Genomic DNA, 25,139 nt, shown 5'->3' with positions numbered 1-25,139 from the left:
TCGGACTTCTTTACAGTTAAAAATAGCTTGTCATCTAAGTAATTGATAAATAAATGATTTTCCACTTGGCTGGTTTATTGCTTAAAGGCATCGCGCTAAATTATCTCGATGCGCGTAAAAGTTCTTATAAATCAAATGGAAGTAGTAATGAAACTGATATCAAAAAATAAAATATTCTTAATGCTTGGCTTGGCTCTATCCAGTGCACAGGCTAGTGCCACGGTCATCGGGGGGGAGCCTACGCAAAATCTCGGTGCCATCAGTTTCACTGAAAGTTACGCAGATGGACTTGGGCGATACACAGTGACTAATGAGCTAGAAAATAGTTTATTAGTAGGGTTTGGCGTAACCAATATTGATACGACGGCAAAGATTGAGACCGCTGAAGATTGGGGTTCATATGTTGAAAGTAGTGGTGCCGGAAACGTTGATGACAATTACTTCTATTATGAAGCCTATACGATAAATGCCGAAAACTGGGCAACGAAAGTGCTCTATATAGAAGAATCTAACAGTGATAATGATGGCGGCGGATTCTACAACCCTGCAGAATATACCGCGCAAGATTTATATGGTGATATCGATAGTTTTTTCACCAACGGGGAAAATACCCTAAATTGGTATTCTGCTAATGATGGAGCGCTTTGGGGAGGAAACACTTGGGATGGTTTTGTGTTCGAAGGAGACCAGCCGGCTTCTTCACTCTATGGAATTCTGAGTTCTCAAGATGAGAGTGCACCAACTGTTTTTGCCAATGGCATCACGCCAACTAGCGTCACCACGACCCCAGATGCCACAAATGTACCAGCACCTGGCGCGTTAGGCTTGTTAGCATTGGGCATATTAGGCGCAGTATTACGCCGTCGTAGAATGTAACTATGTTTTAGTTAACTTGACGTTCTGGTTGATGAAGTATCGTTAAAGCTAAATTTTAACATTATAATTCAATAGCTTAATCAAATTCTTCCGGCTTATGCAGTATTCAGGTTAGTTAATTTGGGTTGGCTAAGGCTAAGTGTTTACTAGCCCTTTAAAGGCAACCGCGAGGTTGCTTTTTTAGGATTAAAGAAAACGCAAGTGAGTAAATTGGCTGAATATTTATCAGTTAATTCGATGTATTTTCTGGCTCAGGTGTCAGAATTTGTTGATGATTCGCGTTGGGGAATAAGGCGTAACCGCACATCATTGCCATCTTTTATCGCGTGGATACAGGATAAAATCATAGAAACGGTGAGATCTTCGATGGTTTTCTTGTCTGTTACTTTACGGTGTAAACATTGCCCTGCTGCTTCTGGTAAACCAAATGAAATATCCACCCCCGGAATGGCTATCGACATAGGAATATCAAACATTTCGGCCAGTATTTCAGCGATGTGATTAACGGCAATCTCGCGCCCGTACTCGGTAGGACCACCCACAGAAGACAAACTCGGATCGGACTGTAAACGACTTATAAGTAAGCCTTTTTCATCTATGTATTCAAGATAAGCATGGGTAACCCCGCGGACCAATTGTTCGATAGTGCTCGCTTCTTGAATTGCCTTTTGCTGGGCCGCCCGCAGTGATTTCATTTCACGGCGAAATAATTCCTGTAGTAAGTCAGACAAGCTGGGGAAATAGGAATAAACAGTGGACTTGCTGATGTCTAGCGCCTTACCGATTTGCTCGATACTGACGGCGAAAACGCCTTGTTCAGCGACGATTTTGGCACAGTACTGTAAGATTTCGTGCTCGCGTCGTTCAGGAGATAAGCGTACTCGTGTTTTCTTCGGTTTAATCATAATCAGCTTCTATTTTATGCACTTCAACTTCTTGAAATGGTAATGGCGTTTAACAACCAATCTATTGCTGTGAGGCAAACTAAGCATGGTAGCCTAATGTTGCCAGCATGAGAATCAATCACATTAGTTACCACGAATAAAATCTTGCATGAAATTGATAACGCTTTGTGAGTGGTCGATGAAAGGAACATGGCTTTGTGTATCGATAACTTTGACTGTTAAGTCGTCAACATACCCAGGGATGGCGTTAAATGCATCCGAGGTAAAGGCAGGGTCCTCTTTTGACCAAATCAATAGGCTGGGAACCGTAATACGAGCACTTTCACTGGGCCAATAATCAGCCTGCTGGATCTGGTCGAATGGGGGAAAATTTGCTGCATACCAATTGACGGCAGATTGAGCAGCGTCAGGTTGTTGCCAAGCGGTCAGAAACGCCTGTTTAAACTGATCGTTTACATGGCCGTTTTCATGCAATCGCGCCACCCCCTTCCAAATCAATTCTGGCCCACGAACGGCAAACATCATTTTTGCCATCCATCCGTTTAGGCTTTCTACATACTTTGAGCGCTCACGTTGCTGCTTACTTTCTTGTAATACTTTAAGAAAAGCGTTGGAAGGCACTCCGTTGATAATAATGAGCTTTTCAACACGTTCGGGGTACAGCTGGCCCACCGCCCACGCCAAACTGGCCCCCCAATCATGGCCGACTAGGATCACTTTTTTGTCTGGTGATAGCTGCGTCATGAGCTGTTCAACATCCGAAACTAGCTTTTCAATTTTGTAATCACTGACGTCGTCAGGTTTATCTGTATAGCCGTATCCTCTGTTATCTGGGGCAACTGCATGGTAGTGCTCACCAAATACATCCAATAGCTTAAACCAAGACTCACTGAAGTAGGGGAATCCATGTAAAAACAAGATCAAATCGCCGCTACCCTTTTCTACATAGTGAAATGTTAACCCATTCAGCTCGATTGTTTTTGAATCAAACCCCATGTGGCTTTTTGGTGTTGTTAGCTCGCCTATATCCTGTGGTTCTGTGCAACCAATGAGTAAGGTAAATAAGCCAATTAGCACAGCGTAATGTTTCATAATAAAACCTTAGTGGGTTAGTGTTCATTAGTGGTGGTTATAAAATCTTAACCCTCTTAATATGGCGACTTGTTTCGCTCCTGTAAAGAACTATAAGTATAAATAATATACTTTTACTCATTAGTTTATTTTACTTGTATATTTAATTTTTTAGCACTTTTTATTAGTTATCTTGTTGTTTTGTAGTCATTTATTTGTATGTCGCCTAAATTGTTTAATCGCTTTTTTGCGAAGCTTGCCGTTGTAAATGTTAATTTTTTGTTGACTAATGTATGCATGTTCAATAAGTTTTATTTGTCTGTTTATATAATCATTCCACTCATCGGCGATATTGGTTGTTCTGTTTTCGCTTGAGAGGGGATATTTTACTTTCGGGGAATACAACATGTTTACAACTGATAAGCGTTTAAAACGGTCAACAATATCAAGGGCAGTTGCCGGCGCTATTGCCGGTGTCATGGCAATGTCTTCAGCGAATGCACAGCAAACTTCCGCTTTGGACTCAGAGGAAGAGGTCGAACGTATTTTTGTTACTGCGTCCAAACGACCGCTCACTTTGCAAGATACTCCTATAGCAGTATCAGTCACCAGCGCTGCAGATATTGAGCAGTCTAAAATAGTAGATGTATTAGATTTGCAAGTGTTGGTGCCCTCGTTGAAAGTCAGTCAAACAACACTGACGTCTGCGACTAGTTTTAGTATTCGCGGTTTTGGTAGCCCATCAGGTATAGGTACAGAGCCCTCAGTCGGGGTGTTTATTGATGGTGTATTTCGTTCAAGAGCCGGTGGGGCAATATCAGATTTACCGCGAGTAGAGCGAGTCGAAGTGCTAAGCGGCCCACAAAGCACGCTTTTCGGCAAAAATGCATCCGCTGGGGTGGTCAGCGTAATTACATCTGCCCCTTCTTTTGTCACAGAAGGCAGAGTGGAAGCAACACTCGGTAATTACAATCAAAGACGCGTGAAAGGATATGTTACTGGTGGGGTGACTGACGAGCTGGCATTAAGCTTTTCTGCTGGTATCAATAGAAGAGATGGTTTCATCACATCATTGCAAGCAGGAGTGCCTGACCAAGATGACAGAGATCGTTGGAACGTTCGAGGCCAGGCACTTTGGGAGCCAACACCTGATGTATCGCTTCGTGTAATAGCGGATTATAGCGAAATCGATGAGATATGTTGCTCGAGTCCAAATGTAATAAGTGGGCCTGTCAATGGCATTGTTTTAGCACTCGGTGGCATCGTTTTGGACGAAAATAATCCCTTTGCTAGAGAGTCAGTGCTGATTAAAGCGCCGACCAACGACTTAGAAGATGGAGGTATCTCTGCTCATCTCGATGTGGACTTTGCAGGCTTCTCGTTGACTTCCATTACTGCCTATCGTTTTAACTCTCTTGCGGCTTCAAACCCTGTTGGCAATAGTTCGGTAGATACATCGACCTCGGTTAGAGACATCGATATACGAGCATTTAGTCAAGAGTTACGTTTGACATCTACCAGCGATGGACCATTTAGCTGGATTGCAGGTGGTTTCTTTTTCGATGAAGAAATAGAATCAACAGATGCATTAGAGTATGGCCCTCAGCTCAGGCCCTTTGTGAATTTACTCACGGGTGGCGGGTTAGTTGCTGTAGAAAGTGCATTAGGCTTTCCTGAAGGGACCTTCTACCCAGAGGGCATATCGGTGTCGTATGCCGAAGGGCAAGACAACAAGGATTACTCATTCTTTGCGTCAGCTGATTATCAGTTGACCGACTCATTGACCTTAACCGGCGGGTTAAATTATACCAATGATAGAAAACAAGCCTACGTTAGAGAAACGTCCAATGATGATGTGTTTTCTGCGATTAATTTCAACACGTTAGCCGGTGGAGCATTCGCTGGGTTAAGTGCCGCCCAGTTTAGGCCACCCACAGTCAGTTTTCCTAACTCGCTTGAAAACGGTAAATCAGATGACAGCGACACGACGTATTTGTTACGCCTGGCATACAAACTCAATGAAAACTACAACTTCTATATTAGCCAAGCGACTGGGTTTAAATCGTCATCATGGGATCTAACTAACTTCTCACGGCCTTCTAGTTCTCTTGCCTCGGCGCTAGATGCTTCTGGAGAGAACTCATCTAATCCTATGTATGGTTCCCGCTTTTCCTCTCCGGAGTATTCCACCGTGACCGAGGTGGGCATGAAAGTCTGGTATCAAAATTTCCAAGCGAATCTGGCGATCTTCGATCAATCACTTGATGACTTTCAGGTAAGAAGTTTTGATGGCATAGATTTCTTTCAAGCAAACGCGGGGAAAACCTCAGTCGATGGGTTCGAATTCGATGTTCGTTATTCACTGAACAAAAATTGGACTTTCACCTTAGCGGGTACCTATTTAGACCCTATTTATGATGAGTTTGAAAATGCCCCTCCTGGACCAAATGCACCTTTAGATGAATTCGGTAATCGCATCCCGGAGGATCTGTCTGGCACAAGGCCGTTAAATATTCCCGAGAAAAGCATGGTTGCTGGCATCGTATATACCACCTCATTTGATACTGCCGATATGTATGTTCGCGCCGACTATACATATGAAAGCGCCCTGGTATTTGCTCCGTCGGGCAGCATAACAGCAAATAACCCAGACTTTACTCGGCAGGTGAATAACCTTGGAATGAGTGCAGGTTTGCACTTTGATAACAACATGAGTGTTCAGGTATGGGGGCGCAATTTAACTGACGACGAAAACCTGTTGAGTGTATACGGCCAAGCAGGCCAAGCAGGGACCGTTGGTGCCTATATTAATCAACCCAGAACCTATGGTGTAACTGTAGGTTATACCTTTTAGCCGCCGAATAACTGCTCTATGAGGCGCGGCAAGTTAACAAACAATGATTGATTATCACTCGCGTTTTTGTGCTGTTGATAATCTCAAAATATGAAGGATTACCAATGAATTTAAATATGCAGGGTTTAAAAGGGATTGTGACAGGGGGAAGCCGAGGGATCGGTAGAGCGGTCATGGAAAACTTTCTAGCGGAAGATATGAAACTAGCGACTTGCGCAAGGGGCAAAGCAGCACTAGATGAAGCCGCTAATACTTGGTCTTCGAGTACTTATCCTGTGTTTACTAAGCCGTTCGATGTGACTGACAACTCGGCGTATGAAGCATGGTTTAAAGAGGCAATTGAACACCTAGGCGGGCTAGACGTGCTGGTTAGCAATGTCAGTACTCTTGAGAGTAAAGAAGGCATTGAACGTTGGAAAAACCGTTTTGAAGTAGACCTAATGCAACATATTAAATTAACCGAACTGGCGCTACCGTATCTTAAAAAGAGTGCTTCGCCATCAATTGTTTTTGTCGCATCTATTGCTTCGGTGATGATCAATAATTCGCCTAGTGAGTTGGAATATGGTGCGATTAAAGCGGCGTTAACCTCATATGCGATGAAACTCGCTAACCAATTAGGCCAATTTAATATTCGGGTTAATGTTGTATCACCAGGACCTATCGTACACAAAAACGGTCATTGGGATCTGATGAAAAACAAGCAGCCTGAGTTTTACAACAAAGTCGCGTCACTGTCGGCATTTAATCGCTTAGGGAGCCCAGAAGAAGTGGCTAATCCGATAACGTTTTTATCTAGCCCGAGGGCGTCACATATTACTGGCACTAACTTAAGGGTGGATGGTGCAACGGTAAAAACGGTCAACTTTTAGCGGTTTGATATCACGGAAATACACTAAGTTTGTTTCGTTTTCTAATAAGGAGAAAACTATGCGTCACTATTTAAGCGGTTTTTTAGCACTCTTGCTACTAAGCGGTTGCTCTTGGTTTGTTACTCCGCCTAGTCGAGTGGATAACCCAGTTATTGAAGGGGTGAATTACGTAGGTATGGCGGTGAGCGATCTCGAACGATCTGAAAAGCTCTACCGTGACGCGACAGAAATTCAGCTTATCGAGGCGGGAAAGCTGAATGATAATGCATTGATTAATGAGGTTGCTCAGCGCTCAGGTGTCACCGCCAGGACTAAACTGTTAAGAGGTGTGAACGCACAGGTGCTATTAATGCAGTTCGATGACCCCTCTGAAAAAGCCAAGGCCAGCAACTTTGTTGATGCCAATGGCCCAGGTCTAGCGCATCTTGCTTTTCAGGTCATTGATACCACGCAGACATACCAAAAAATTCTAGCGGGCGGGGCGCGTCATATCGGCGACAAAGAGATGGTTACAAACCCTAAGACACACGTATCTTATGCTTATGTGCGTGACCCCGATAACATCATGATAGAAATAGAGCACGTTGACATAGAGAAACTTAACCTGCCTATGCCGCCAAAAAATGCGCGACGCCTTCGTCATGTCTCACTGGCAACTACAGACATGGAACGCTTAATTGATTTTTACTCGATCTTACTGGAAACCGAAAACCCGCGTCGTTCAGGTCAGTATTTTCATAATTCTGGTGAGCCTGTGGATAAAATTTCCGGCCTAAAAGACAGTGAAATGGAAATGGCATGGTTTCAAGTAAGAAATTTGGAACTAGAAATTATTCAATACCATAACCCAGCTCCAAAAGTACTAGATGCACCCAGACCAATTGATGCCACTGGTTTTAATATGGTCATGTTTGATGTCACCAATTTAGAAACTGCGAAGCAAATGCTACTTGATGCTGGGGGCAGCGTAGTGACAAAAACGCACTTGCTCAATGGCGGTAAAACGTTCTTTGGCCGCGACCCTGACGGTAATTTACTTGGTTTTCAGACGTTAGCAGCTAAGTCACCGTTTTCAGCCAAAAACTTCAAAAACAACGGAATGGAATAATTGAAAAACACCTTGTGCTGAATCAACACAAACGCGGGTATTACGAAACGTAAACAACGTAAAAAGTAGATTGAGCACGGTATTCCTATGTTTTCAGTGAAATATTGTCCCTTGGAGCGCTAAATGTCATGTTAACTAAAATTTTCCACTGGTTAGTTGTTGTACTGTTCTTTTTATTTGGCTTGCCGTTGCTCCTGCTAGGCGGATATCTCGTCTTTCTAGGGGGCAGCCTTTATTATTTTGCAGCGGGCCTCACACTGTTCGCCACAGCAGTCTATATGATCAAGGGGAAGCCTATAGCCTATAAACTGTTTGGTGGGCTCTTGGTTGTCACACTTATATGGGCAATCTACGAATCAGATTTATATTGGCTCGCATTCTTACCGCGAGTTGCCACATGGTTAGTGCTGGGTCTTTGGTTTGTAACCCCTTGGTATGTATCAACACTCAAGCATCAACATGAAGGTTCTGTGGTAAATCGCCGCTGGATAGCCTTGCCAAGCGGGCTTAGTATTATTGCCTTGTTGGTGACAATTTTTCAGGGCTACGAGCAAAATGGTACGGGTACACAAAGAACGGTACCGGAAATAGCCGAGGTGACCGATTGGCAAAATTACGGCAACACGGATGGCGGTAGCCGTTTCGCCCAGTTAGAACAGATAAACACTGAAACTGTCGGTAAGTTAAAAGAAGTATGGCGCTATCGTACAGGTGTCGAGAAGACATTTAAAATGACACCGCTACAAGTGAACGATCTTCTTTATATCTGCGGTGCAGCAAATGTATTGATGGCCGTTAACAGTGATAACGGTGAAGAAGTTTGGCGCTACGACCCCGATGCGATCCCTACTGGTAGCAATCAATATGCAGAAACGTGCCGCGGGATAAGTTATCACGAAGCCCCTGAAGATTATTCAGGGCAATGTCCGAAACGTATAATGGTTGGCACTGTGGATGCTAGGTTGATGGCGGTGAATGCCATGACAGGCGCGCTGTGCACTGATTTTGGAGAAAACGGTTCAGTCGATTTAACCCACGGGTTAGGTTTACACGAACTTGGAGAGTATTACCTAACATCACCTCCGCTTATTGCTGATGACGTTGCCGTTGTGGGTGGGCTGGTGGCAGATACCCAAGATCTCGGCTTGCCCTCAGGTGTGGTTAGGGCATTTAACGCTATCACAGGGGAATTCGTCTGGGCGTGGGATTTAGGCAACCCTGGCTATTACGGTGAGCCTAAAGCGGGAGAGATATACACCCCAGGTACGCCTAATGTGTGGACGATCATGAGCTACGATCCCGAACTTGACCTGATCTACGCGCCAACAGGTAATGCTTCACCGGATTATTGGGGTGGTGTCAGACGAGACTATGATGACGGCTGGTCATCGGCCATTGTGGCGCTAGATGGAGCGACTGGCGAGCCGCGCTGGAAATACCAAACGGTGCATCATGACGTGTGGGATTACGACTTGCCCGCTCAGCCTGTATTGGTGGATGTAGAGCGAGACGGTGAAATGGTGCCCTCGGTGGCAGTGCCTACAAAAATGGGTGACATCTTTTTACTGGATAGGCGAGATGGCACCCCGGTGCATCCAATTGAAGAGCGACCGGTACCGCAAAGTGAACTGTATGGTGAGCGACTTTCCCCTACGCAGCCATTTTCTCCGCTACCCAACTTTCATCCATTTAGGCATGAAGAGGACATGTGGGGCCTCACGCCTTTGGACCAACTTTTGTGCCGCGTTGAATATAAGATCATGAATTACGAAGGCATGTTTACGCCGCCCTCTGCTGATGGCCCATTGTTAATAGGCGGTACTATGTTAGCGCCGGGAAATTTTGGCGGATTTAACTGGGGCAGTGTTTCAGTAGATGCGGACAATGGCTTGCTCATAGCTGCACCGCAAATGTTGGCTCATCGCCTAAATATGGTCACCCCAGAACAAGTGGCAAAGGCAGGCCCAATTGCGCAATATTTATTGGGCCCCCATCACCCAGCAGTGAGAATGGACCCTAACGCGCCTATGCCAGAGCCACGAGAGGCAGATCCCGACGATCCTTATGATTATTTACGCATTAAGTACTACGGTTGGCCAGAACCCTTTATGTCTAAATTGGGTACACGGGTGCCTTGTTTTGAACCGCCGTGGGCACGTATCGCCGTGATGGACCTGAACACCAAAGAATTACTCTGGAGCCGACCGTTGGGTAATATGGCGCATGCTGGTCCCTTCGGAATTCGCTCTGGTTTACCTATAGAGGTGGGGGTGGCTGTTAGAGCCGGCACCTTAACGACGCGAGGAGGGCTCACTTTTATTAGCTCCACTATGGATGCCACAGTACGTGCTTATGATGTGCGAACAGGAGAGATAAAGTGGGAACACGGGCTTCCGGGACATGGGCAGTCTACCCCTATGAGTTATCAATCTAGCAAAACGGGCAAGCAGTTCATCATAGTGACTGTGCCAAATCCCAGTTGGACGTACCCTCGGGATCCTGAAACAAACACCTATGAAGACTCACGCAGCCCCCGTGATGGCAAAGGCGGCTATGTTATTGCTTACGCATTGGAAGACTAGTCGGTGGTATTAACTGGCTTTTTTCTTCTTACGCCACTTCTTTTTATAGGCCGGCTTGGTGGAAGCAAGGCCTGCAAACTGACTGGTATCGATGCGCTGACTGGCGTTGATTAACTCGCCTATGGTGTGTGTAAGAGGTTGCATAAAATCTTGATAGCGCATTTGTCGCTGAGATATTTTATCCAGATTCGCTTCCCAAATGGCGGTCATATCCGGCAAGGTTGATTCACTTGGCAAGGCGTTTACTAACGCCTTACCTGTGGGGGTGGCGTGTATTTCTTTGCCGCTTTTTTGCGTAAATTGACGTTTAAACAATAAATCGATAATCGAGGCTCGGGTTGCTTCGGTTCCTAAGCCGTCTGTTTCTTTGAGGATCTTTTTAATATTCGCATCCTGCACATAACGGGCTATGCCAGTCATGGCAGCCAGTAGCGTTGCTTCGGTGAAATGTTTAGGAGGCGACGTTTGTTTTTCGACTAACTGAGAGTCAACACAATCGAGCACTTGGCCTTTTACCAAAGAGGGCAGAGCAGGCTCTTGCTTAGCTTCACTCTGCTTTGTTAATGCCAACCAGCCTTTATCTGTGGTGGCTTTTGCTTTGGCTACAAAGGTTCCCCCAGCAATCGTCACCACGGCTACCTGTTCTTGATACTTATGGGGGCCATAAAACTGCATCACATATTGAGTAGAAATTAGCTGATAAATCTTTGCCTCATCACCACTTAAACTTGCTAGTGCTTTGCGACGTGATGTTGGAATAATCGCATGGTGAGCATCTACTTTGCTGTCGTTCCAGGCTTTTGACTTAAGCTTGCTATTGGCATTGTCCACAGCGCTTTTCTGGTCAGGAGCATTGGCTTTTATCGCACTTAATACGTTTTGCGCATCCTTGAAATGTTCCATGGGTAAATACCGCGAATCAGAGCGGGGATAAGTAATTAATTGATGTCGCTCGTACAAAGACTGGCACACATTCAGTACAGCCTTAGGCGATAGGTTGTAGCGCTTAGATGCGTCGATTTGCAGCGCTGATAAGTTGTATGGCAGTGGTGGCGGACTTTGTTTGTCTTTCACTGTGTATGATTCGACTATCCCCGGCTGGCCGCGGGTTTTATTCACTACGGTTTCAGCGAGCCTTTTAACAATCACCCTACCTTCTTCGTCTTGATAAGGCTCGCAGGCTGCACTGGGTTGCCACTTTGCAGTAAACGTTTGGCGACTTGGGCTGGTTTGTGTGGCGAGCGTGGCTATGACGTCATAAAAGGGTTTCGACTCAAATTGTGCTATTTCTGCATCTCGCCTGACAACCAAGCCAAGTACTGGCGTTTGTACCCGGCCCACAGATAACACTCCTGAGTACCCGCCGCGCTGCCCGAGCAGAGTATATGCTCGGGTTAAATTTAAACCATAGAGCCAGTCGGCTCTAGAACGAGCTAAGGCAGAGATAGACAAGCCGGTAAATTCGCGATTCGGGCGAATATTCGTTAGCGACTTTTTAACCGCATTTAGGTTTAAATCATTGATAAGTAAGCGCCCAGCGTTGTCGATAATGTCGCGTTTTACCTTGCAATAGGTGATGACTTCGTCGACCAGTAGCTGGCCCTCGCGGTCTGGATCGCCAGCATTAATCACCTTGGTGGCTGTTTTCAATAAACGCTTTATCACTGATAACTGTTTACTGGTGCCTTTTTTGGGAACCAATATCCAGTCTTGGGGGACAATGGGTAAATGCTGTAGCGCCCACTTTGCATACGCTGGGTCGTATTTGTCGGGCTCTGCTTGTTCAAGCAAATGGCCGATACACCAAGTTACGCAGTCGCCATTTGCAAGTTTAATATAGCCGTCACTTTTCTGTTGCTGCCCGCTGAAGCCTTGTGCAATGGCGCGCCCTAAGCTGGGCTTTTCGGCTATATATAAAATCATAAAAACAAGACTGTAGGTAATAATGCTGTATGTAATGACAGTAGTGTAGCAATAAAAGCCGTTCGGGTGTAGTGACCGGTTTTGGTCATTGGTTGTAAAGTAGCAACTGGTGACGCTTCCTCCTGCCGCTTATTGCTTAGCCGTTAAGTAGTAAATGGGAAACCGTATTCATAAAATGTCAAATAAGAGTGGTTTTTTGTTTTCCACTTCGTATAATAATTGTTAACAAATTACAATTATCAATGTGGTGGTGTATGAAAGGCAGCAAGGCGAATAACAGCAGTAACAAGGGCGTATCAAGACGAGATGCGCTGAAATTTGTCGGCGCTGGAGTCGGGGTTGGCGTGCTTGCTGCGAGTGCTGGGTGTGCAAACTCCCTTAGTGCTAGTCAAACTAACACGGCTACAACTAAACCCGCTAAGTTAACGTCTAATACCCAAGACCCATGGCAACAAACCCACGATCGAGTTTGGCTAGGCGGCGAATACTGGGCAAACCCTATGGAAGATTGGCGGGTAAAAGATGGGCACGCCCATTGTATTAATCCTGGTGGAAATCGCAGTGTTCATTCACTTACCCATCAGTTAGCCAATCCACAGGGGAGTTTCACCCTCAGTGTGCGTATTCAGAATATGTCTGAGAACGCCAATGATGGCGGTGGGGGAGTGCGCTTAGGGGCGCGCAGTGAAATAAATGACTACAAAAGTAATTGTTTCGTGCGTGACGGTTTTGATATTGGGGTCGTGAAAAACACCTTAGTTATAGGGGGCGAGCGCGTTACCTTGGTGCAAGATATTGCTGGTCAGCCGGTGGATTTAATCATTACAGGTACGCCTCAGGTTGGGGCTATGTTACTCGATGTTAAGGTGCGACTCCCAAACTCTCAAACTGAACTCGGTGCACATTCTTTGCTGGTCTCAGCCGATGAGATCCTGGGAAATGTTGCCTTGGTAAGTAATTTTGCTTTACCGGCCACAGACTTTCAAACAGACGCACTAGAGCATAACGGTAGTCGCTATCGGTTTAGCCAGTGGTGCATGTCGGGAGATGCCTTCGAGTACTCTGATGAGCAGCGCTTCGGGCCTATTTTGTGGACTATGTACACCCTGAACGACTCTCAGAGTGAAAAAGGGTTTGTGCTTAAACTCAGTGCTTTACTTGGCCCTATGGGGCAAAAAGACAATCAAAATGTTGAACTGCAAGTCAAACGTGATGGGCAGTGGCACGCAATCGGTCACAGCCAGATTGACCCGGCGGCATCACTAGCGACCTTTACCCAGGAAAACTGGGATGAGAGCCAAAACACGGCGTTTCGTGTGATATACAACCAGTTCCATAAAGATGGTTCCCAAACACCTGATATCTATTCCGGCACCATTCAAGCGAATCCGGACGGTCGTCCGTTGCGTATGGCATCGCTAACATGCCAAAACGATTATGCCTTTCCTTACACGCCGGTGGCTGAAAACTTACAAAAGCTTGACCCAGATTTGGTGTTTTTCTCTGGGGATCAATTATACGAGCACCACGGTGGTTATGGGTATGTCAGGGCGCCAGCAGACCGAGCAACCCTGAATTATTTGCGTATGTACTATCAGTTCGGTTGGTCTTTTAGGGATGTTATGCGCGATCGTCCAACTGTGTGCTTACCTGATGATCATGATGTATTACAAGGTAATTTGTGGGGAGAGGGCGGCGCACCTATGCAACACATTGAACGTGACCCGTCAGCGAGTATTTTAGGGGGCTACATTCAGCCTATGTCTATGGTTAACGTGGTACATAAAACGAATACGGCGCATCACCCAACAGGGTTTGATACTCGTCCAAATCCAAGCGGTATCAGCAGTTACTATGGAAGCTTAGTGTATGGCAATGTCGGGTTTGCAATTTTGGCTGACCGGCAATGGAAAAGTGCGCCTGAAGGGATAGGTGTGGTCGTAGGCGAAACTGGGCAAGATGAAACCCCAGGATATATTAATCCAGACTTTGATGGTCCTGATTTAGCCTTATTGGGCCAACGGCAAGAGGTTTACTTGAAGCAATGGGCGCAAGACTGGCGTGGTCACGAACTTAAAGCGGTACTGAGTCAAACGGTATTTGCCGGTATTGCGACACATCAACCGCGACCCGATCGTTACTTGAAATATGACTTTGATAGCAGTGGTTGGCCTGCAACCGCACGCAACAATGCTATTGATATCATGCGTGAGTCAGCGGCTTTGCATATTTGCGGTGATACGCATTTAGGCACCTTGTCACAATATGGTGTCAATAAGCAGCGCGATAGTAATTGGGCGTTTTGTAGCCCTGCTATTGCAGCAGGGTGGCCGCGCTGGTGGAAACCTGATGCGGTGGGATTTGAGGTGAATAATCGCCCAGCACACGGTTTAAGTAATACCGGTGAGTATTTGGATGCATTCGGCAACAAGATGTATGTTTACGCGGTGGCTAATCCATTGGTTGGGAAGTCAGAGAATCGTTATGTGAAAGCCCATGAAAAAGGCAGCGGTTTCGGCATAATAACCTTTGATACCGATGCCCAAACTTACACCATGGATGCCTACAAGTTTCTTATTGATGTAAACGATAATAAAACTTCAAATCAATATGAAGGCTGGCCCGTCACCATTCATAAAGAGGAAAACTTGGGTAAAAATCGATTGAGCTAGAAATCACAAAAGGGCGTAACAGGCTGCGCCCTTCTTATAACGTTAAAACCCTTTAACGATCTTTGTCACATTTTATTTTTGTTAGAACTTTTTGTTCAAAAAAAATGCTTTTTTTACTTTTGTTTATTTACAAAAACTTTACTTCCTCATTTTTTGCTGACTAAAAAAAAGCCAGTTATTTTCATTCAACTTATTGAAATAAATAAATATTAAATGGATTCGCTAAGGTACTCTCGAATACCTGGTAGCGGGCTGCTTACTAATTGAACAGCAGTTTGCTGTGCTCAGACCATTAACAAAGAGTTGACAAGTGATATTCAATTTTGGGAATATGCTCGCCACTAGAGCATATGCTCATTTTGAAATGAAGTACTAAAGTGTGTGGGTTGATTCGGGGATTGGTTCGATCGTTTGAGGCCCACTTTCACTAATTAGTAACGCGATGTCAGCTATATGGGACTCGCCCGGACTTAAATTGACACAGGTTGAATAAACTATGACGTCTCAAACGCATAACAGCAGTATCGGTGATATTAGCGAAGAGCAGCTACCTATCCCGAAACACAAACTAAAAGGCTGGACTCACTTTCTAGGCCTTTATGCCGGTGAGCATGTTGCGGCAACTGAATTTGTATTTGGTGCTACATTCGTAGCGCTTGGCGCGACCATGACAGACATTTTATTAGGTTTGTTAATTGGTAATATTTTAGCGGTACTCAGCTGGACACTTATCACCACACCTATTGCGGTTGAAACGCGTTTAAGTCTTTATACTTATCTGCAAAAAATTGCCGGTGATTCAATGACTAAGCTCTATAACTGGGCGAATGTTATTATTTTCACTGTGATATCTGCCGCCATGATCACTGTATCCGCTACTGCGGTGCGCTTTGCGTTCGATATTCCTGCACAGCTTAATTGGTACCCAACCAATCCTTGGTTTGTGGCTATTGTGCTAGCGGTTGGGATTATCGTTGTGCTTGTCGCCATGTATGGCTTTACGGCAGTATCAAACTTTTCGGGTATCTGTGCACCTTGGTTACTTGTGATGTTTGTTAGTGGGCCTTTGATTTTGATGCCTGCGTTGGCCGATTCGGTCATTGGACAAACAGGATTAAGTAGTTGGTCGGACTTTATGCATATCGGTAGTGTATCGGTATGGACAGGGCTGGATACCAATGGTGAACCGGGTATAGGTTTGCTCGAAGTAATTGGTTTCTCATGGGCTGCTAACACCATTACTCACTTCGGTTTAATCGATATGGCGATACTGCGTTATGCGCGCAAACGCTCTTACGGTTTGTGTACGTCTGCTGGTATGTTATTTGGTCATTATATTGCGTGGATTTCTGCAGGGATCATGGGGGCAGGTACTGCCGTTATCGTTCAAAAATCGATTTCGGAATTAGATCCAGGTGACGTGGCGTATCATGCCCTTGGATTGTCAGGTTTGGTGATTGTCATCGTGGCCGGCTGGACCACAGCGAATGCCAATCTTTACCGCGCAGGGTTAGCGGCTCAGGCTATTTTTAAAGAGTATTCTCGTACCAAAACCACTTTGACTGTGGGTTTAGTTACCGTGGCGGTCGCATGTTTCCCATTCGTGTTCACTAAACTATTACCGCTACTTACGTACGCTGGTTTATTGGTTGTGCCCGTTGGCGCTATTGTGTTTGCTGAACACTTTATCTTTCCGCGTATCGGCTTTACTCGCTACTGGGTGGCCTATCGCCAGCTTAGCCATAGTCGTCCCGCTGTTATGGCATGGGGCCTAGGCTTGGTGTTTGGCTTTGGTTTGAATGCACTAGATGTGTTGTCATTCTACTACCTATTTATTCCTACTTGGTTCTTCACTATTTTCGTTTACACCTTTATGGCTAAGCGCCATGGTGCGGCTGAAAAATACCCTGAAGAGCAAGCCAAAATGGAAGCGTTCAATGAGCAAGTTGAACAGCATCAGGCAGCACAAGCGGCCCTTGAACCAGAGCACGTGCAGGACGTTTCAGCATTGACGAAAGTGTTGCGTGTGATTTCGATTTCAAGCTTAGTTATCACCTTCATTTTAGCGTGTAACACCATGTTCTTTAGTGCCGACATCGCAAACTACGAAGTCAACCGTGACTTGTTTTTCAACGTAGGCTTTATCTGCACGCTTATTTACTTCTTCACCGCATATTGGGCAATGCAGCGCAAAAAAAATGCCGCTGGCATGACAGTTTAGGACAAAAAATATGACTATCAACGATTCTATTTTATTAAATCAAGCAAATTTATCTTCGCTGCCAGATAGCATCACAGTACCGAATTATGACCGTAGTCAGGTAACGGCAGGGATTGTGCATATTGGAGTAGGCGGCTTTCATCGCTCTCATGAAGCGTTTTATACCGACGATTACATGCAACAAAGCGGTGATTTGTCTTGGGGGATCTGCGGTGTTGGTTTGCGTGAAGGCGACCGTAAAATGCAGTCAATTCTTCAAGAGCAAGACTATTTATATACTCTGGTTGTTAAGCACCCGAATGGGCAAGTTGAAAACCGAGTTATTGGTTGTTTGACTGACTTTTTACTCAGCTGTGATGCACCGCAAAAAGTTATCGATAAGATGGCCAGTGACGAGACTAAAATTGTTTCTTTGACCATCACCGAAGGGGGCTATAACTTTAACCCCGTGACCGATGAATTTGATTTTACGCACCCTGATGTCGTACATGATTTAGCGAATCCTGGTTCGCCACGTTTAGTTTTCGGTTATTTGGCTGCGGCGCTAAAACTGCGTAAAGATGCAGGTAAAAAACCGTTTACGATACAGTCTTGCGATAATATTCAACATAACGGCAATATGACGCGCAAGATGTTGTTAGCCTATGTAGGGCAATATGATAAAGCCTTAGCGAGCTGGATAGCCGAGGAAGTGCAATTTCCAAACGCCATGGTTGACCGTATCACACCTGCAACTACAGCGGCCGATATGGCTTACTTAGCGGAGGAAGTGGGCGTTAAGGATAACTGGCCTGTCGTTTGTGAACCTTTCCTGCAATGGATTATTGAAGACAAATTCAGCGATGTTCGTCCATTATGGGAGCAAGTTGGTGCGCAGTTTGTCGCTGACGTAACTCCATACGAAAAAATGAAAATCCGCTTACTCAATGCGGGGCACTCTGTTCTAGGTATTTTGGGCTCAATTGATGAGCAGGAAACCATTGATGGGGCAGTGCAAGAGCCACTTTTTGCCCGTTACCTGCGTTTGTTTATGGATGCTGAAGTAACGCCTATTCTTGACCCAGTGGAAGGAATCGATTTAACCGAATACAAAGACGTATTGTTTGAGCGCTTTGCTAATCCGAACATCAAAGATAACTTGTCACGTATTTGTTTAGAAAGCTCGTCAAAAGTATCGACGTTTTTGCTCCCTACTTTGCTGCAAAATTTAGCCAATGACGGTGACATAGCGTGTGCCACCTTAGTGGTTGCTGCTTGGTGCTATTACAGCGATAAGCAGGTGAACAAGAATGGCAAAGCACTGGATATCAATGATGTGATGGCTGCTGATTTACACAAGGCCGCACAGCAAACATCTGATGACCCATTAGCATTTTTGCAACTAGATAGCATTTTCGCTGATGTGAAAAAGCAGCCAAGATTTGTCACCGAATATAAGCGTCAAATCGAAACGCTTTATGCTCAAGGTGATATTAAGGCACAAATGCAAGCGGTGGTGAGCCAAGCTAACTAACGCATTCGCAGTGTTACTTTAACGTATTAGGGGCTTATTGAGCCCCGAATATACGTTGTGCGTGGGTCGTTAGGCCTGAGGTGACACTGCCGAAATGATCACCAATAACAATCTCTAAATTGGGAAACACCGAATTTATCCACTGCTGTACAACAGGTGACATAGCTGTACCGCCGGTCACGTAAAGCACATCAGGGTTAGCGCCAGCTTGAGTAATCGCTTCTTTCATTAAGCCTTCAAATTTATTGAGTTCATCAGCAATGGCATCGCTTAATTGAGCGCGGGTCACTGGTATATCTAATCCGCGTTCAATGTAGTGCAATGGCAACTGAATACTTTGTTGTTCTGACAATAGTATTTTGGCTTGCTCGGCGCTGCGACTGACCCGTAAGCCATATTTTTCGTCACGCAGCGTTTTTAAGCGCTTCAGTTTTGGATTAGGGCTGATGCGACAATACTCTTCTATGTCTTTGCCCGTTAGACGACTATTAAACTCCTGCTGGGCTGCTACATCGTTAACGCTCACTGCCTGCTTAAATAAATGATTAGGCACCGGTAAACCATTGGTTAACACCGTATTCTTGCCAAATTCAGGCATCAGTGCCATTAATGCGAGCTTGTTGTCTAAATCGATACCGCCTATACGCTTGCCTGTATGACTTAAAATGCACTCTTGTCGGTCGATTAAATTTACATAGCTAGGGCCAACTTTGATCATCGAACAGTCCGTGGTACCACCGCCTAAATCGAGAATAAGCACGAGTTTGTCGTCGCTTAACTGACGTTCATAATCATAAGCTGCAGCAACAGGCTCCATCAAAAACTGTACGTCTTTAAAGCCGACTTTGGCTGCTGCGCTGTCGATAATGCCTAAGGCTTGTTTGTTACCGTCTTTTCCTAGTAAACCATGAAAATTAACAGGGCGGCCTATCATGATTTGACTGAATTCTTGCTGCTTAATGTACTGGGCTTCTTGTTTGATAAATGCCAGCATTTTTTCGACAATTGTGGTGAATACCGCTTTTTGGGTAGCGTTAATATCTGCCCCAAGGAATGATTTAGGCGACTTAACATAAAAGCCACTTTCAGGGGCGGCTACGTGAGTTAGTTCTGCTTCTTCACCAAAAATGACATCACCATTTGCCGCTAGCGCTTGAACAATACTTTGTGCCGGTTGGTCATTAGCTGTGTTAAGCCTGTGCTCATTGCGCAGTTGTTTGCGCGCCATGTTAACTAATTGCTCGTGGTTCAGTGAGCGGGGCGTTTTAGCATCGTCTTTTAGCAAAGAGATATGGTTGTCGATCATCTGAGTGGTTAGGCTGGCAGGCGCACTTTGGCTGTGCTCGATAAACAGTGATGAAGGCAGGCGATATTTGCCATCTTCTAGGGGAATAAGTACAGGGGCATTGTTTTCAATAACGGCAATAGAGCAATTTGATGTGCCAAAGTCGAGGCCTGCGAACATTCAGTAAATCCTTGAGGGTATAAATAATGTCGAGCATTTTAATATAAAGCGCTTCAACAGATTGTTATTTAAATGTTGGTTGTGCATTAAATGGTGATTGAATACACAAACGTGTTGCTTAATTTCGTTGCAATAAGTGTGTTGGGTTGCTATCAATAGCCCAAATAATAAACCCAAAGTAAATAGTAGAGTGTGAATATGGATATGAAAAAAGTGGTGTTGGTAGGCGCAATATTGTTGGCTGTTGTATACATAGGCGGCTCGATGATGGCAACGCAAAAAGCGGAGGAGGTGATGCAAGGGATGGTCAACGAAAGTGCTAGCTTTGGGGTTGATATCACCTATGACGATTTATCAGCATCGGTATTGGGTAGCGTATCCATCAGCGAGTTGGTTATTGATACCTCATTAGGCAAGATCCTGATTGACGAGCTTTATATTGATGAATATGACCAGGAAGACGCCTTTATTAGTGAGCTTTCATTAACAGCGGATGAAATTGAAGTAACGGGTTTTCCGATAAGGGCCAACCCACGAGACTTATCAGAGGCGCTGTTATTTTTATTACAACAGGAAGATAAAAGTGCTGATCTCGCACTATCAATAGAAATAGACCTAGAAGACGATGAAGTCGAGTTAGAAAACTTGAGCATTGAAGGCGATGATATAGGTGAGCTACGGATGTCATTGAACATGACAGGCCTTGAAAAAATCCGTGATTTAGACAATCAAAATGCGTTGCTTATCGGTACTGTTTTACTGCAAGATTTGGTTGTGAATGAAGCCTCGTTGTATTTAGAAGACGAAGGTATTTTACAAGCCTTACTTGAAAGCGAAGCACAGCAAAAAGGAGTAACGGCACAGTCTTTACGCGATCAAGCTGTTGAGCGGGGCAAATTAGCCAAAGACAAAGCGAGTGACAAGTATCAGCAACAATTAGCCGAAGCGGGTATAGCCTTGCTCGAAGGCGATAGCATTACGCTAACCCTAGATAGCGAGACACCGGTGAAATTAGGTCCTTTGCTTTTATCCAATGGGCAGGGAATGCAAAGGGAGCTACAAAAGCTCAAATTTGATTTAGACATCGATTAATTAAGCTGTGCACAAACATGCCCGCCTAGTGGTGCGCATGTTTGTTTTCAATCGGCTGTGAGGTGAAGGTGTGCAGCACGATGTCTTTTTTAGATAAGTCAAGAAACACCGAACCAACAATGCTGTGATCCCCCGACATCCAATTTTCATGTTGGTGACTATTTAACGATACCGCGACTTGGTTCACCCCTGTTTTCAACCAGCTTTGGGGTATGTGTACATCTTCGCCGTACAATCGCTGGCGCTTAACCCCGTTAACATATACATGGGCATGGCCTTGCAAAATCGCGCCGGTGTTGCTTTCTTTTTTCGCTATGTTTGGGGCATTGAGTAGATAATTATCCACTTCAACATGAATATTCACACCGTCTATTTGATCTCGAAAAACCTGCAACTGGATCTTAGGGATCAAAGTGCCCTGGCCGATGTCTCGCGCTTTATGCTCATGTATTTCGGTTGATGCTAGAGCGTTATTAGCCGCTACGCTGAAAAGCGTAGCGGCAATGACCAAAATCGAGGTCATTACATCCTGTCTACTAAGGGATTTGCGTTGTCGAAATCTCATATTATCCTCCTGGCGGGGGGCCCAACACCGCCCCAGTGCTGCATGAAGCGACGGCATTATCTTGTAATTGTCCGGCAAATCGAGTGCCGATAATGTAGGGGAATGCAGGCACATAGGCGTCATTTTCTTGCGCTATAGTGATGTGGTAATGGTAGCCGCGCGTGCTGTCAGTATGCCCATTGTATTGGTCTAGGTAGGCTCCACCTTGCGCGGTTAATTCGCTGTTCCAAAAGTAATCTTCGAAGTAGTAGCCGTTCTCGGCAACAAGTTGGTTACCTGATAGTGTTTCAACTACATCATCAAACTCTGGGCCTTGGGTCGCGGTTTCTGTCCCCAGCGATATGTCGTATTGATCAACCAAAGTGCAGCTGCGAGCGTTGTCAGCGCAACCCGTGGCTGAGCTCGAAGAATAATCGCGCACTTGCCACGCACTTACGGCTAACTGACCATTGCTTTGCCAAGGGCCATAAATAGGGTAGCCATCGGCGGCGTAACCATAAATAGGCGAGTGTTGATCGCCGCTATCACCAACGAGATCGGCTAAACATCGAGTATAAAAATGGTGATGATAGTCACCGTTAGCTGAATGCCCGCCACAAATATCAACATCATATTGCTCTGCAACGGGTGCTAAGTTTTGCCAAGAGCCATCGTTGTTGTAGCTCATTCCATCCCCCCAGTTATACACGGATGAGCCATTCACAAATAAGCCTACTTTACCTAAGCCATTTTCGCATTCTTCCGTGGTTGCTTGAGGGGCTTTGGGGAAGTACACCTCTCTTTCATCTTCAGTAGGGCAAGCAGGCCCTGGCGGCCAGTAACCATAGCCGGCATTGGTATCACAATTTTGCCCACTACTGACGTACCCAACATCTTCGCCAAACTCTACAACGTCGCCTACCGATGCAGTTGTTTGTCCCGTGACTAAATCTGAGCTGGCTTTGGGGCGTTCGTTGATAGCGTCAATAATATCTTGGGTCACGGTTACATCGTATTTCGGGATCCCTTGGCTGGTAACAAGGGTATAGTCAACGGTATCTATGGTTTCATCTTCGACGGATTGCACGTTAACCAGCACACCAACGCCGGTGGACGAATCCAAAATGCGGCTTGAGACTTCATTGGTGGTATTGATTATCCAGACGCTGTCGTTGGTCGCATCATCGTTTGCCTCGTCTGCACTGACCGTCACCGATACGGTATCGGTGACTGCATCATTGCTGCCATCATCTACTGAGACTTGAAATTGCAGCGTTTCAGCACTGCTAACGACGGGTGCTATGAAACTGGTGCTCGCTGATGCGCTGTCCGTTAGGGTTACGTCAGTTCCTGATAGTTGGACCCAGCTAACACCATAACTTGTATCATCATCTGAGATACTGGCCGTGAGTGTCACTGTGTCGCCACTTGTCACCGTTTGCGCATCACCAGCGTCAACGGTCAAAGCTGAGTTAGTGGTTTGCTCTGACGTGCTGTCGTCGCCGTTTGATGAATCTGAACCACAGCCGCCAAGGAAGACGCACAATAAAAATACGTTTGTCCACTTGCTGTATGAAGAGAGTTGTTTTTTAGCCATTGTCGAACCTATTGTGAGGGCCAATCTTAGCCTCAGAATATAATGAATAAATGTCCAGATATGGCGTAGATATCGTGTAGATATGGCGCAGATATAGTGCGGATGTGGTGCAGATATAGTGCAGGTGTGGCGCAGATGTGACGAAGTTCTAGGGGAGTTGGACGCAAGTTATCACTCGGTTTTCAGGGTGCCTTTGTTGTGGCACAAACTCTTTATTGACCGATTGTTCTATGGATTTGTCGTGGGTTGTTGGGGCGTTGGGTGCAATACGGGGAGCAAAGAGCACCCCGGCGTTGGTACATAGGTTAATCGGCGCAGACTTAACGCATTATTCTGCTAGATCGTGATGACTTTTGTATGCGCCTGTGTTGTTAAAAGTGCGCTCTGGTGGCAAGGCTTTGGCGACGTTTAGTGTTTTGTGGCCATCTTGGTCTTTGCTTAAGGTAAACGCGTCGTATATGTCTCCGTCAGCAGTGAACGATTGATACTTAAGGGTATCCTTGGTTTTACTGATGACTTGATAGGTTGGGGTGTTTTCAGCAATACGTTCAAGCTTAACGCCGTACTTTTTATACTCGTCCCAGCGAGTCGGTTTAATAGGGTAGGTTTTAGGCCCTGCAACGCTGGTAATAAAAACGCTTTTGATCTGTTTTGAAGCGGTTGATGTCGCCACGCTTTCAGCATCGATATCGGTGCCAATACTGCCACGGGCATAGGCATGATCATGTCCTTGCAGTACCAAATCGACCTCGTGCTTTAACATAATAGGCAAAAAAGCGGCACGTATTTCTGGTTCGTCTTGGCCTGGGGTATTTAGCGGCATGCCGCAAGATGAAAATATAGGATGGTGCATAGTAACGATACGCCATTTTGCTGTGCTAGCTTGCAGCGCTTGGTCTAACCATTGTGCTTGAGCTTGCAGCAGGTTGATGTCACCGCGCGCTTCAGAGTCGAGTACGAAAACATCCATATCAGGGTAATGAGTAACATAGGCTGTTTCTTGCAGTGCATCAGGTAGAGCTGGGGTCTGCGGCAAGGTAAACTGGTTTTGCCACAGCGTCGACAAGGCCCAGTTTTTTTGTGCATTTTCGCGCACTTGCCAATCGTACTCATGATTACCTGCCACTAACACAGCAGGCAGAGTTCGATGGATAAACTGCCCCGCATTTAACCAATTTGACCACTGTTGGTCGCTTGCTCCCTCATTGACTAAATCCCCTGCGTAAATAGCAAATTGCGCGTCTTGAGCGTGTTGCCATGCTCTGCGCAGCATTAGCGGCCAGTGTGAATAAATGCCGTTTTGAGCATCACCAAAGTACAAAAAGGAAAACTCTTGGTTGGCCTTTGCGCTAGCGGTTTTTATTTGTTGCCAAGGTGACCATTTTCCATTGGCCCCAGCAACCCGATAATTGTAATAAGTATCTGATTTCAAGCCTTTAAAGGTAAGTGAATGGTAACTTACATTCTGTAGCCCTTCGTTCACAGGGTAGCTAAATTGACCTTCTGGGATATTGCCCTGTGCTAATGACATGGTGTGTGTTTGTGCTGCAAATTGCGCTGCATTCACATCGTAGCGAGCATTTGGCCTGGCTTGAACAATTTGCCCATAGCTTTTTTTCACGCTTTGGTCGGTGCGCCAAGTTAATGAAAAACTATTTGCAGGGAAGGCTGTAGGGGTGGCAATAATTCGGTCGGGCCAATCAGTAGCACCAGGGTGGGGTGTTAAGGCCTTAGCAGGCGCAGATTCGCTGCTGGCGGCACTCGTGATTAACCACAGCGAAATGAACAGCAGCGTTCGTATTGGGAAAGATAAAAGTGACACTGTCATAAAAAAACCTAAAGCG

At 45.5% G+C, this 25,139-nt stretch carries 16 protein-coding genes; 9 read left to right on the top strand and 7 right to left on the bottom strand.

What is annotated here, in order from left to right:
* Window positions 1–147 precede the first annotated feature (147 nt).
* Window positions 148–876 (top strand): PEP-CTERM sorting domain-containing protein, encoded by a 729-nt coding sequence (locus GCHA_RS03870; protein ID WP_007985246.1) that lies wholly within the window; start codon window positions 148–150, stop codon window positions 874–876.
* Between the two features lie 251 nt (window positions 877–1,127).
* On the opposite strand, the gene GCHA_RS03865 is transcribed toward GCHA_RS03870, so the two are convergent.
* Window positions 1,128–1,781: a TetR/AcrR family transcriptional regulator gene (locus GCHA_RS03865; protein WP_007985244.1), complete on the bottom strand. Its 654-nt coding sequence runs from the start codon at window positions 1,779–1,781 to the stop codon at window positions 1,128–1,130.
* A 123-nt stretch (window positions 1,782–1,904) separates the two neighbouring features.
* Window positions 1,905–2,873, bottom strand: coding sequence for an alpha/beta fold hydrolase (locus GCHA_RS03860; RefSeq protein WP_007985242.1), 969 nt, complete (start codon window positions 2,871–2,873; stop codon window positions 1,905–1,907).
* A gap of 385 nt (window positions 2,874–3,258) precedes the next feature.
* Between GCHA_RS03860 and GCHA_RS03850 the strand changes: the two genes are divergently transcribed.
* The 4 genes from GCHA_RS03850 to GCHA_RS03835 all read left to right on the top strand — a co-directional run bounded on the left by GCHA_RS03850 (window position 3,259) and on the right by GCHA_RS03835 (window position 10,268).
* The gene (locus GCHA_RS03850; protein WP_039992032.1) at window positions 3,259–5,706 is read left to right on the top strand and encodes a TonB-dependent receptor; all 2,448 of its coding nucleotides are present in this window, start codon (window positions 3,259–3,261) and stop codon (window positions 5,704–5,706) included.
* Window positions 5,707–5,810: 104 nt separating this feature from the next.
* Window positions 5,811–6,578, top strand: a complete 768-nt coding sequence (locus tag GCHA_RS03845) for an SDR family NAD(P)-dependent oxidoreductase (RefSeq protein ID WP_007985236.1) — start codon at window positions 5,811–5,813, stop codon at window positions 6,576–6,578.
* 58 nt (window positions 6,579–6,636) lie between these two features.
* Entirely contained in the window at window positions 6,637–7,686 is a 1,050-nt protein-coding gene (locus tag GCHA_RS03840) for a VOC family protein (protein ID WP_007985234.1), read from the top strand.
* Between the two features lie 128 nt (window positions 7,687–7,814).
* Window positions 7,815–10,268 carry a PQQ-binding-like beta-propeller repeat protein gene (locus GCHA_RS03835; protein ID WP_007985232.1) on the top strand — a complete coding sequence of 818 codons (2,454 nt, stop codon included), beginning with the start codon at window positions 7,815–7,817 and terminating at the stop codon, window positions 10,266–10,268.
* Between the two features lie 9 nt (window positions 10,269–10,277).
* Here the strand turns inward: GCHA_RS03835 and GCHA_RS03830 are convergent, their stop codons facing one another.
* A complete protein-coding gene (locus tag GCHA_RS03830; protein WP_007985230.1) occupies window positions 10,278–12,191 on the bottom strand; it encodes a DNA topoisomerase III in 1,914 nt (637 codons plus the stop codon).
* Window positions 12,192–12,445: 254 nt separating this feature from the next.
* Between GCHA_RS03830 and GCHA_RS03825 the strand changes: the two genes are divergently transcribed.
* The 3 genes from GCHA_RS03825 to GCHA_RS03815 all read left to right on the top strand — a co-directional run bounded on the left by GCHA_RS03825 (window position 12,446) and on the right by GCHA_RS03815 (window position 18,597).
* Window positions 12,446–14,863, top strand: coding sequence for an alkaline phosphatase D family protein (locus GCHA_RS03825; RefSeq protein WP_007985228.1), 2,418 nt, complete (start codon window positions 12,446–12,448; stop codon window positions 14,861–14,863).
* A gap of 496 nt (window positions 14,864–15,359) precedes the next feature.
* The gene (locus tag GCHA_RS03820) at window positions 15,360–17,084 is read left to right on the top strand and encodes a purine-cytosine permease family protein (protein ID WP_007985226.1); all 1,725 of its coding nucleotides are present in this window, start codon (window positions 15,360–15,362) and stop codon (window positions 17,082–17,084) included.
* A gap of 10 nt (window positions 17,085–17,094) precedes the next feature.
* On the top strand, window positions 17,095–18,597 hold the full coding sequence (locus GCHA_RS03815) for a mannitol dehydrogenase family protein (protein WP_007985225.1): 1,503 nt from the start codon (window positions 17,095–17,097) through the stop codon (window positions 18,595–18,597).
* A gap of 34 nt (window positions 18,598–18,631) precedes the next feature.
* On the opposite strand, the gene yegD is transcribed toward GCHA_RS03815, so the two are convergent.
* Window positions 18,632–20,062 carry a molecular chaperone gene (gene yegD, locus GCHA_RS03810; protein WP_007985223.1) on the bottom strand — a complete coding sequence of 477 codons (1,431 nt, stop codon included), beginning with the start codon at window positions 20,060–20,062 and terminating at the stop codon, window positions 18,632–18,634.
* 198 nt (window positions 20,063–20,260) lie between these two features.
* Here yegD and GCHA_RS03805 point away from each other — a divergent pair, with 198 nt between their 5' ends.
* The gene (locus tag GCHA_RS03805) at window positions 20,261–21,154 is read left to right on the top strand and encodes an aq_1923 C-terminal domain (RefSeq protein ID WP_007985222.1); all 894 of its coding nucleotides are present in this window, start codon (window positions 20,261–20,263) and stop codon (window positions 21,152–21,154) included.
* A 25-nt stretch (window positions 21,155–21,179) separates the two neighbouring features.
* Here GCHA_RS03805 and GCHA_RS03800 read toward each other — a convergent pair whose 3' ends face one another.
* The 3 genes from GCHA_RS03800 to GCHA_RS03790 form a co-directional block, all read right to left on the bottom strand.
* The gene (locus GCHA_RS03800) at window positions 21,180–21,719 is read right to left on the bottom strand and encodes a hypothetical protein (protein WP_226992041.1); all 540 of its coding nucleotides are present in this window, start codon (window positions 21,717–21,719) and stop codon (window positions 21,180–21,182) included.
* A 1-nt stretch (window position 21,720) separates the two neighbouring features.
* A complete protein-coding gene (locus GCHA_RS03795) occupies window positions 21,721–23,295 on the bottom strand; it encodes a YHYH protein (protein ID WP_007985220.1) in 1,575 nt (524 codons plus the stop codon).
* A 328-nt stretch (window positions 23,296–23,623) separates the two neighbouring features.
* A complete protein-coding gene (locus GCHA_RS03790; RefSeq protein WP_007985219.1) occupies window positions 23,624–25,123 on the bottom strand; it encodes a purple acid phosphatase family protein in 1,500 nt (499 codons plus the stop codon).
* Window positions 25,124–25,139 lie beyond the last annotated feature (16 nt).

Source organism: Paraglaciecola chathamensis S18K6 (genome assembly GCA_000314955.1).
GTDB lineage: Bacteria > Pseudomonadota > Gammaproteobacteria > Enterobacterales > Alteromonadaceae > Paraglaciecola > Paraglaciecola chathamensis.
The sequence above is the reverse complement of the archived record's forward strand: the minus strand, read 5'-3'. Positions and strand labels throughout refer to the sequence as shown.

What these genes read in the sequence shown, in the direction of transcription:
- GCHA_RS03830 (WP_007985230.1), bottom strand. Translation starts at nt 12,191, where the DNA reads ATGATTTTATATATAGCCGAAAAGCCCAGCTTAGGGCGCGCCATTGCA.
- GCHA_RS03800 (WP_226992041.1), bottom strand. Translation starts at nt 21,719, where the DNA reads ATGAGATTTCGACAACGCAAATCCCTTAGTAGACAGGATGTAATGACC.
- GCHA_RS03870 (WP_007985246.1), top strand. Translation starts at nt 148, where the DNA reads ATGAAACTGATATCAAAAAATAAAATATTCTTAATGCTTGGCTTGGCT.
- GCHA_RS03850 (WP_039992032.1), top strand. Translation starts at nt 3,259, where the DNA reads ATGTTTACAACTGATAAGCGTTTAAAACGGTCAACAATATCAAGGGCA.
- GCHA_RS03815 (WP_007985225.1), top strand. Translation starts at nt 17,095, where the DNA reads ATGACTATCAACGATTCTATTTTATTAAATCAAGCAAATTTATCTTCG.
- GCHA_RS03825 (WP_007985228.1), top strand. Translation starts at nt 12,446, where the DNA reads ATGAAAGGCAGCAAGGCGAATAACAGCAGTAACAAGGGCGTATCAAGA.
- GCHA_RS03840 (WP_007985234.1), top strand. Translation starts at nt 6,637, where the DNA reads ATGCGTCACTATTTAAGCGGTTTTTTAGCACTCTTGCTACTAAGCGGT.
- GCHA_RS03835 (WP_007985232.1), top strand. Translation starts at nt 7,815, where the DNA reads ATGTTAACTAAAATTTTCCACTGGTTAGTTGTTGTACTGTTCTTTTTA.
- yegD (WP_007985223.1), bottom strand. Translation starts at nt 20,062, where the DNA reads ATGTTCGCAGGCCTCGACTTTGGCACATCAAATTGCTCTATTGCCGTT.
- GCHA_RS03820 (WP_007985226.1), top strand. Translation starts at nt 15,360, where the DNA reads ATGACGTCTCAAACGCATAACAGCAGTATCGGTGATATTAGCGAAGAG.
- GCHA_RS03860 (WP_007985242.1), bottom strand. Translation starts at nt 2,873, where the DNA reads ATGAAACATTACGCTGTGCTAATTGGCTTATTTACCTTACTCATTGGT.
- GCHA_RS03795 (WP_007985220.1), bottom strand. Translation starts at nt 23,295, where the DNA reads ATGGCTAAAAAACAACTCTCTTCATACAGCAAGTGGACAAACGTATTT.
- GCHA_RS03865 (WP_007985244.1), bottom strand. Translation starts at nt 1,781, where the DNA reads ATGATTAAACCGAAGAAAACACGAGTACGCTTATCTCCTGAACGACGC.
- GCHA_RS03790 (WP_007985219.1), bottom strand. Translation starts at nt 25,123, where the DNA reads ATGACAGTGTCACTTTTATCTTTCCCAATACGAACGCTGCTGTTCATT.
- GCHA_RS03805 (WP_007985222.1), top strand. Translation starts at nt 20,261, where the DNA reads ATGGATATGAAAAAAGTGGTGTTGGTAGGCGCAATATTGTTGGCTGTT.
- GCHA_RS03845 (WP_007985236.1), top strand. Translation starts at nt 5,811, where the DNA reads ATGAATTTAAATATGCAGGGTTTAAAAGGGATTGTGACAGGGGGAAGC.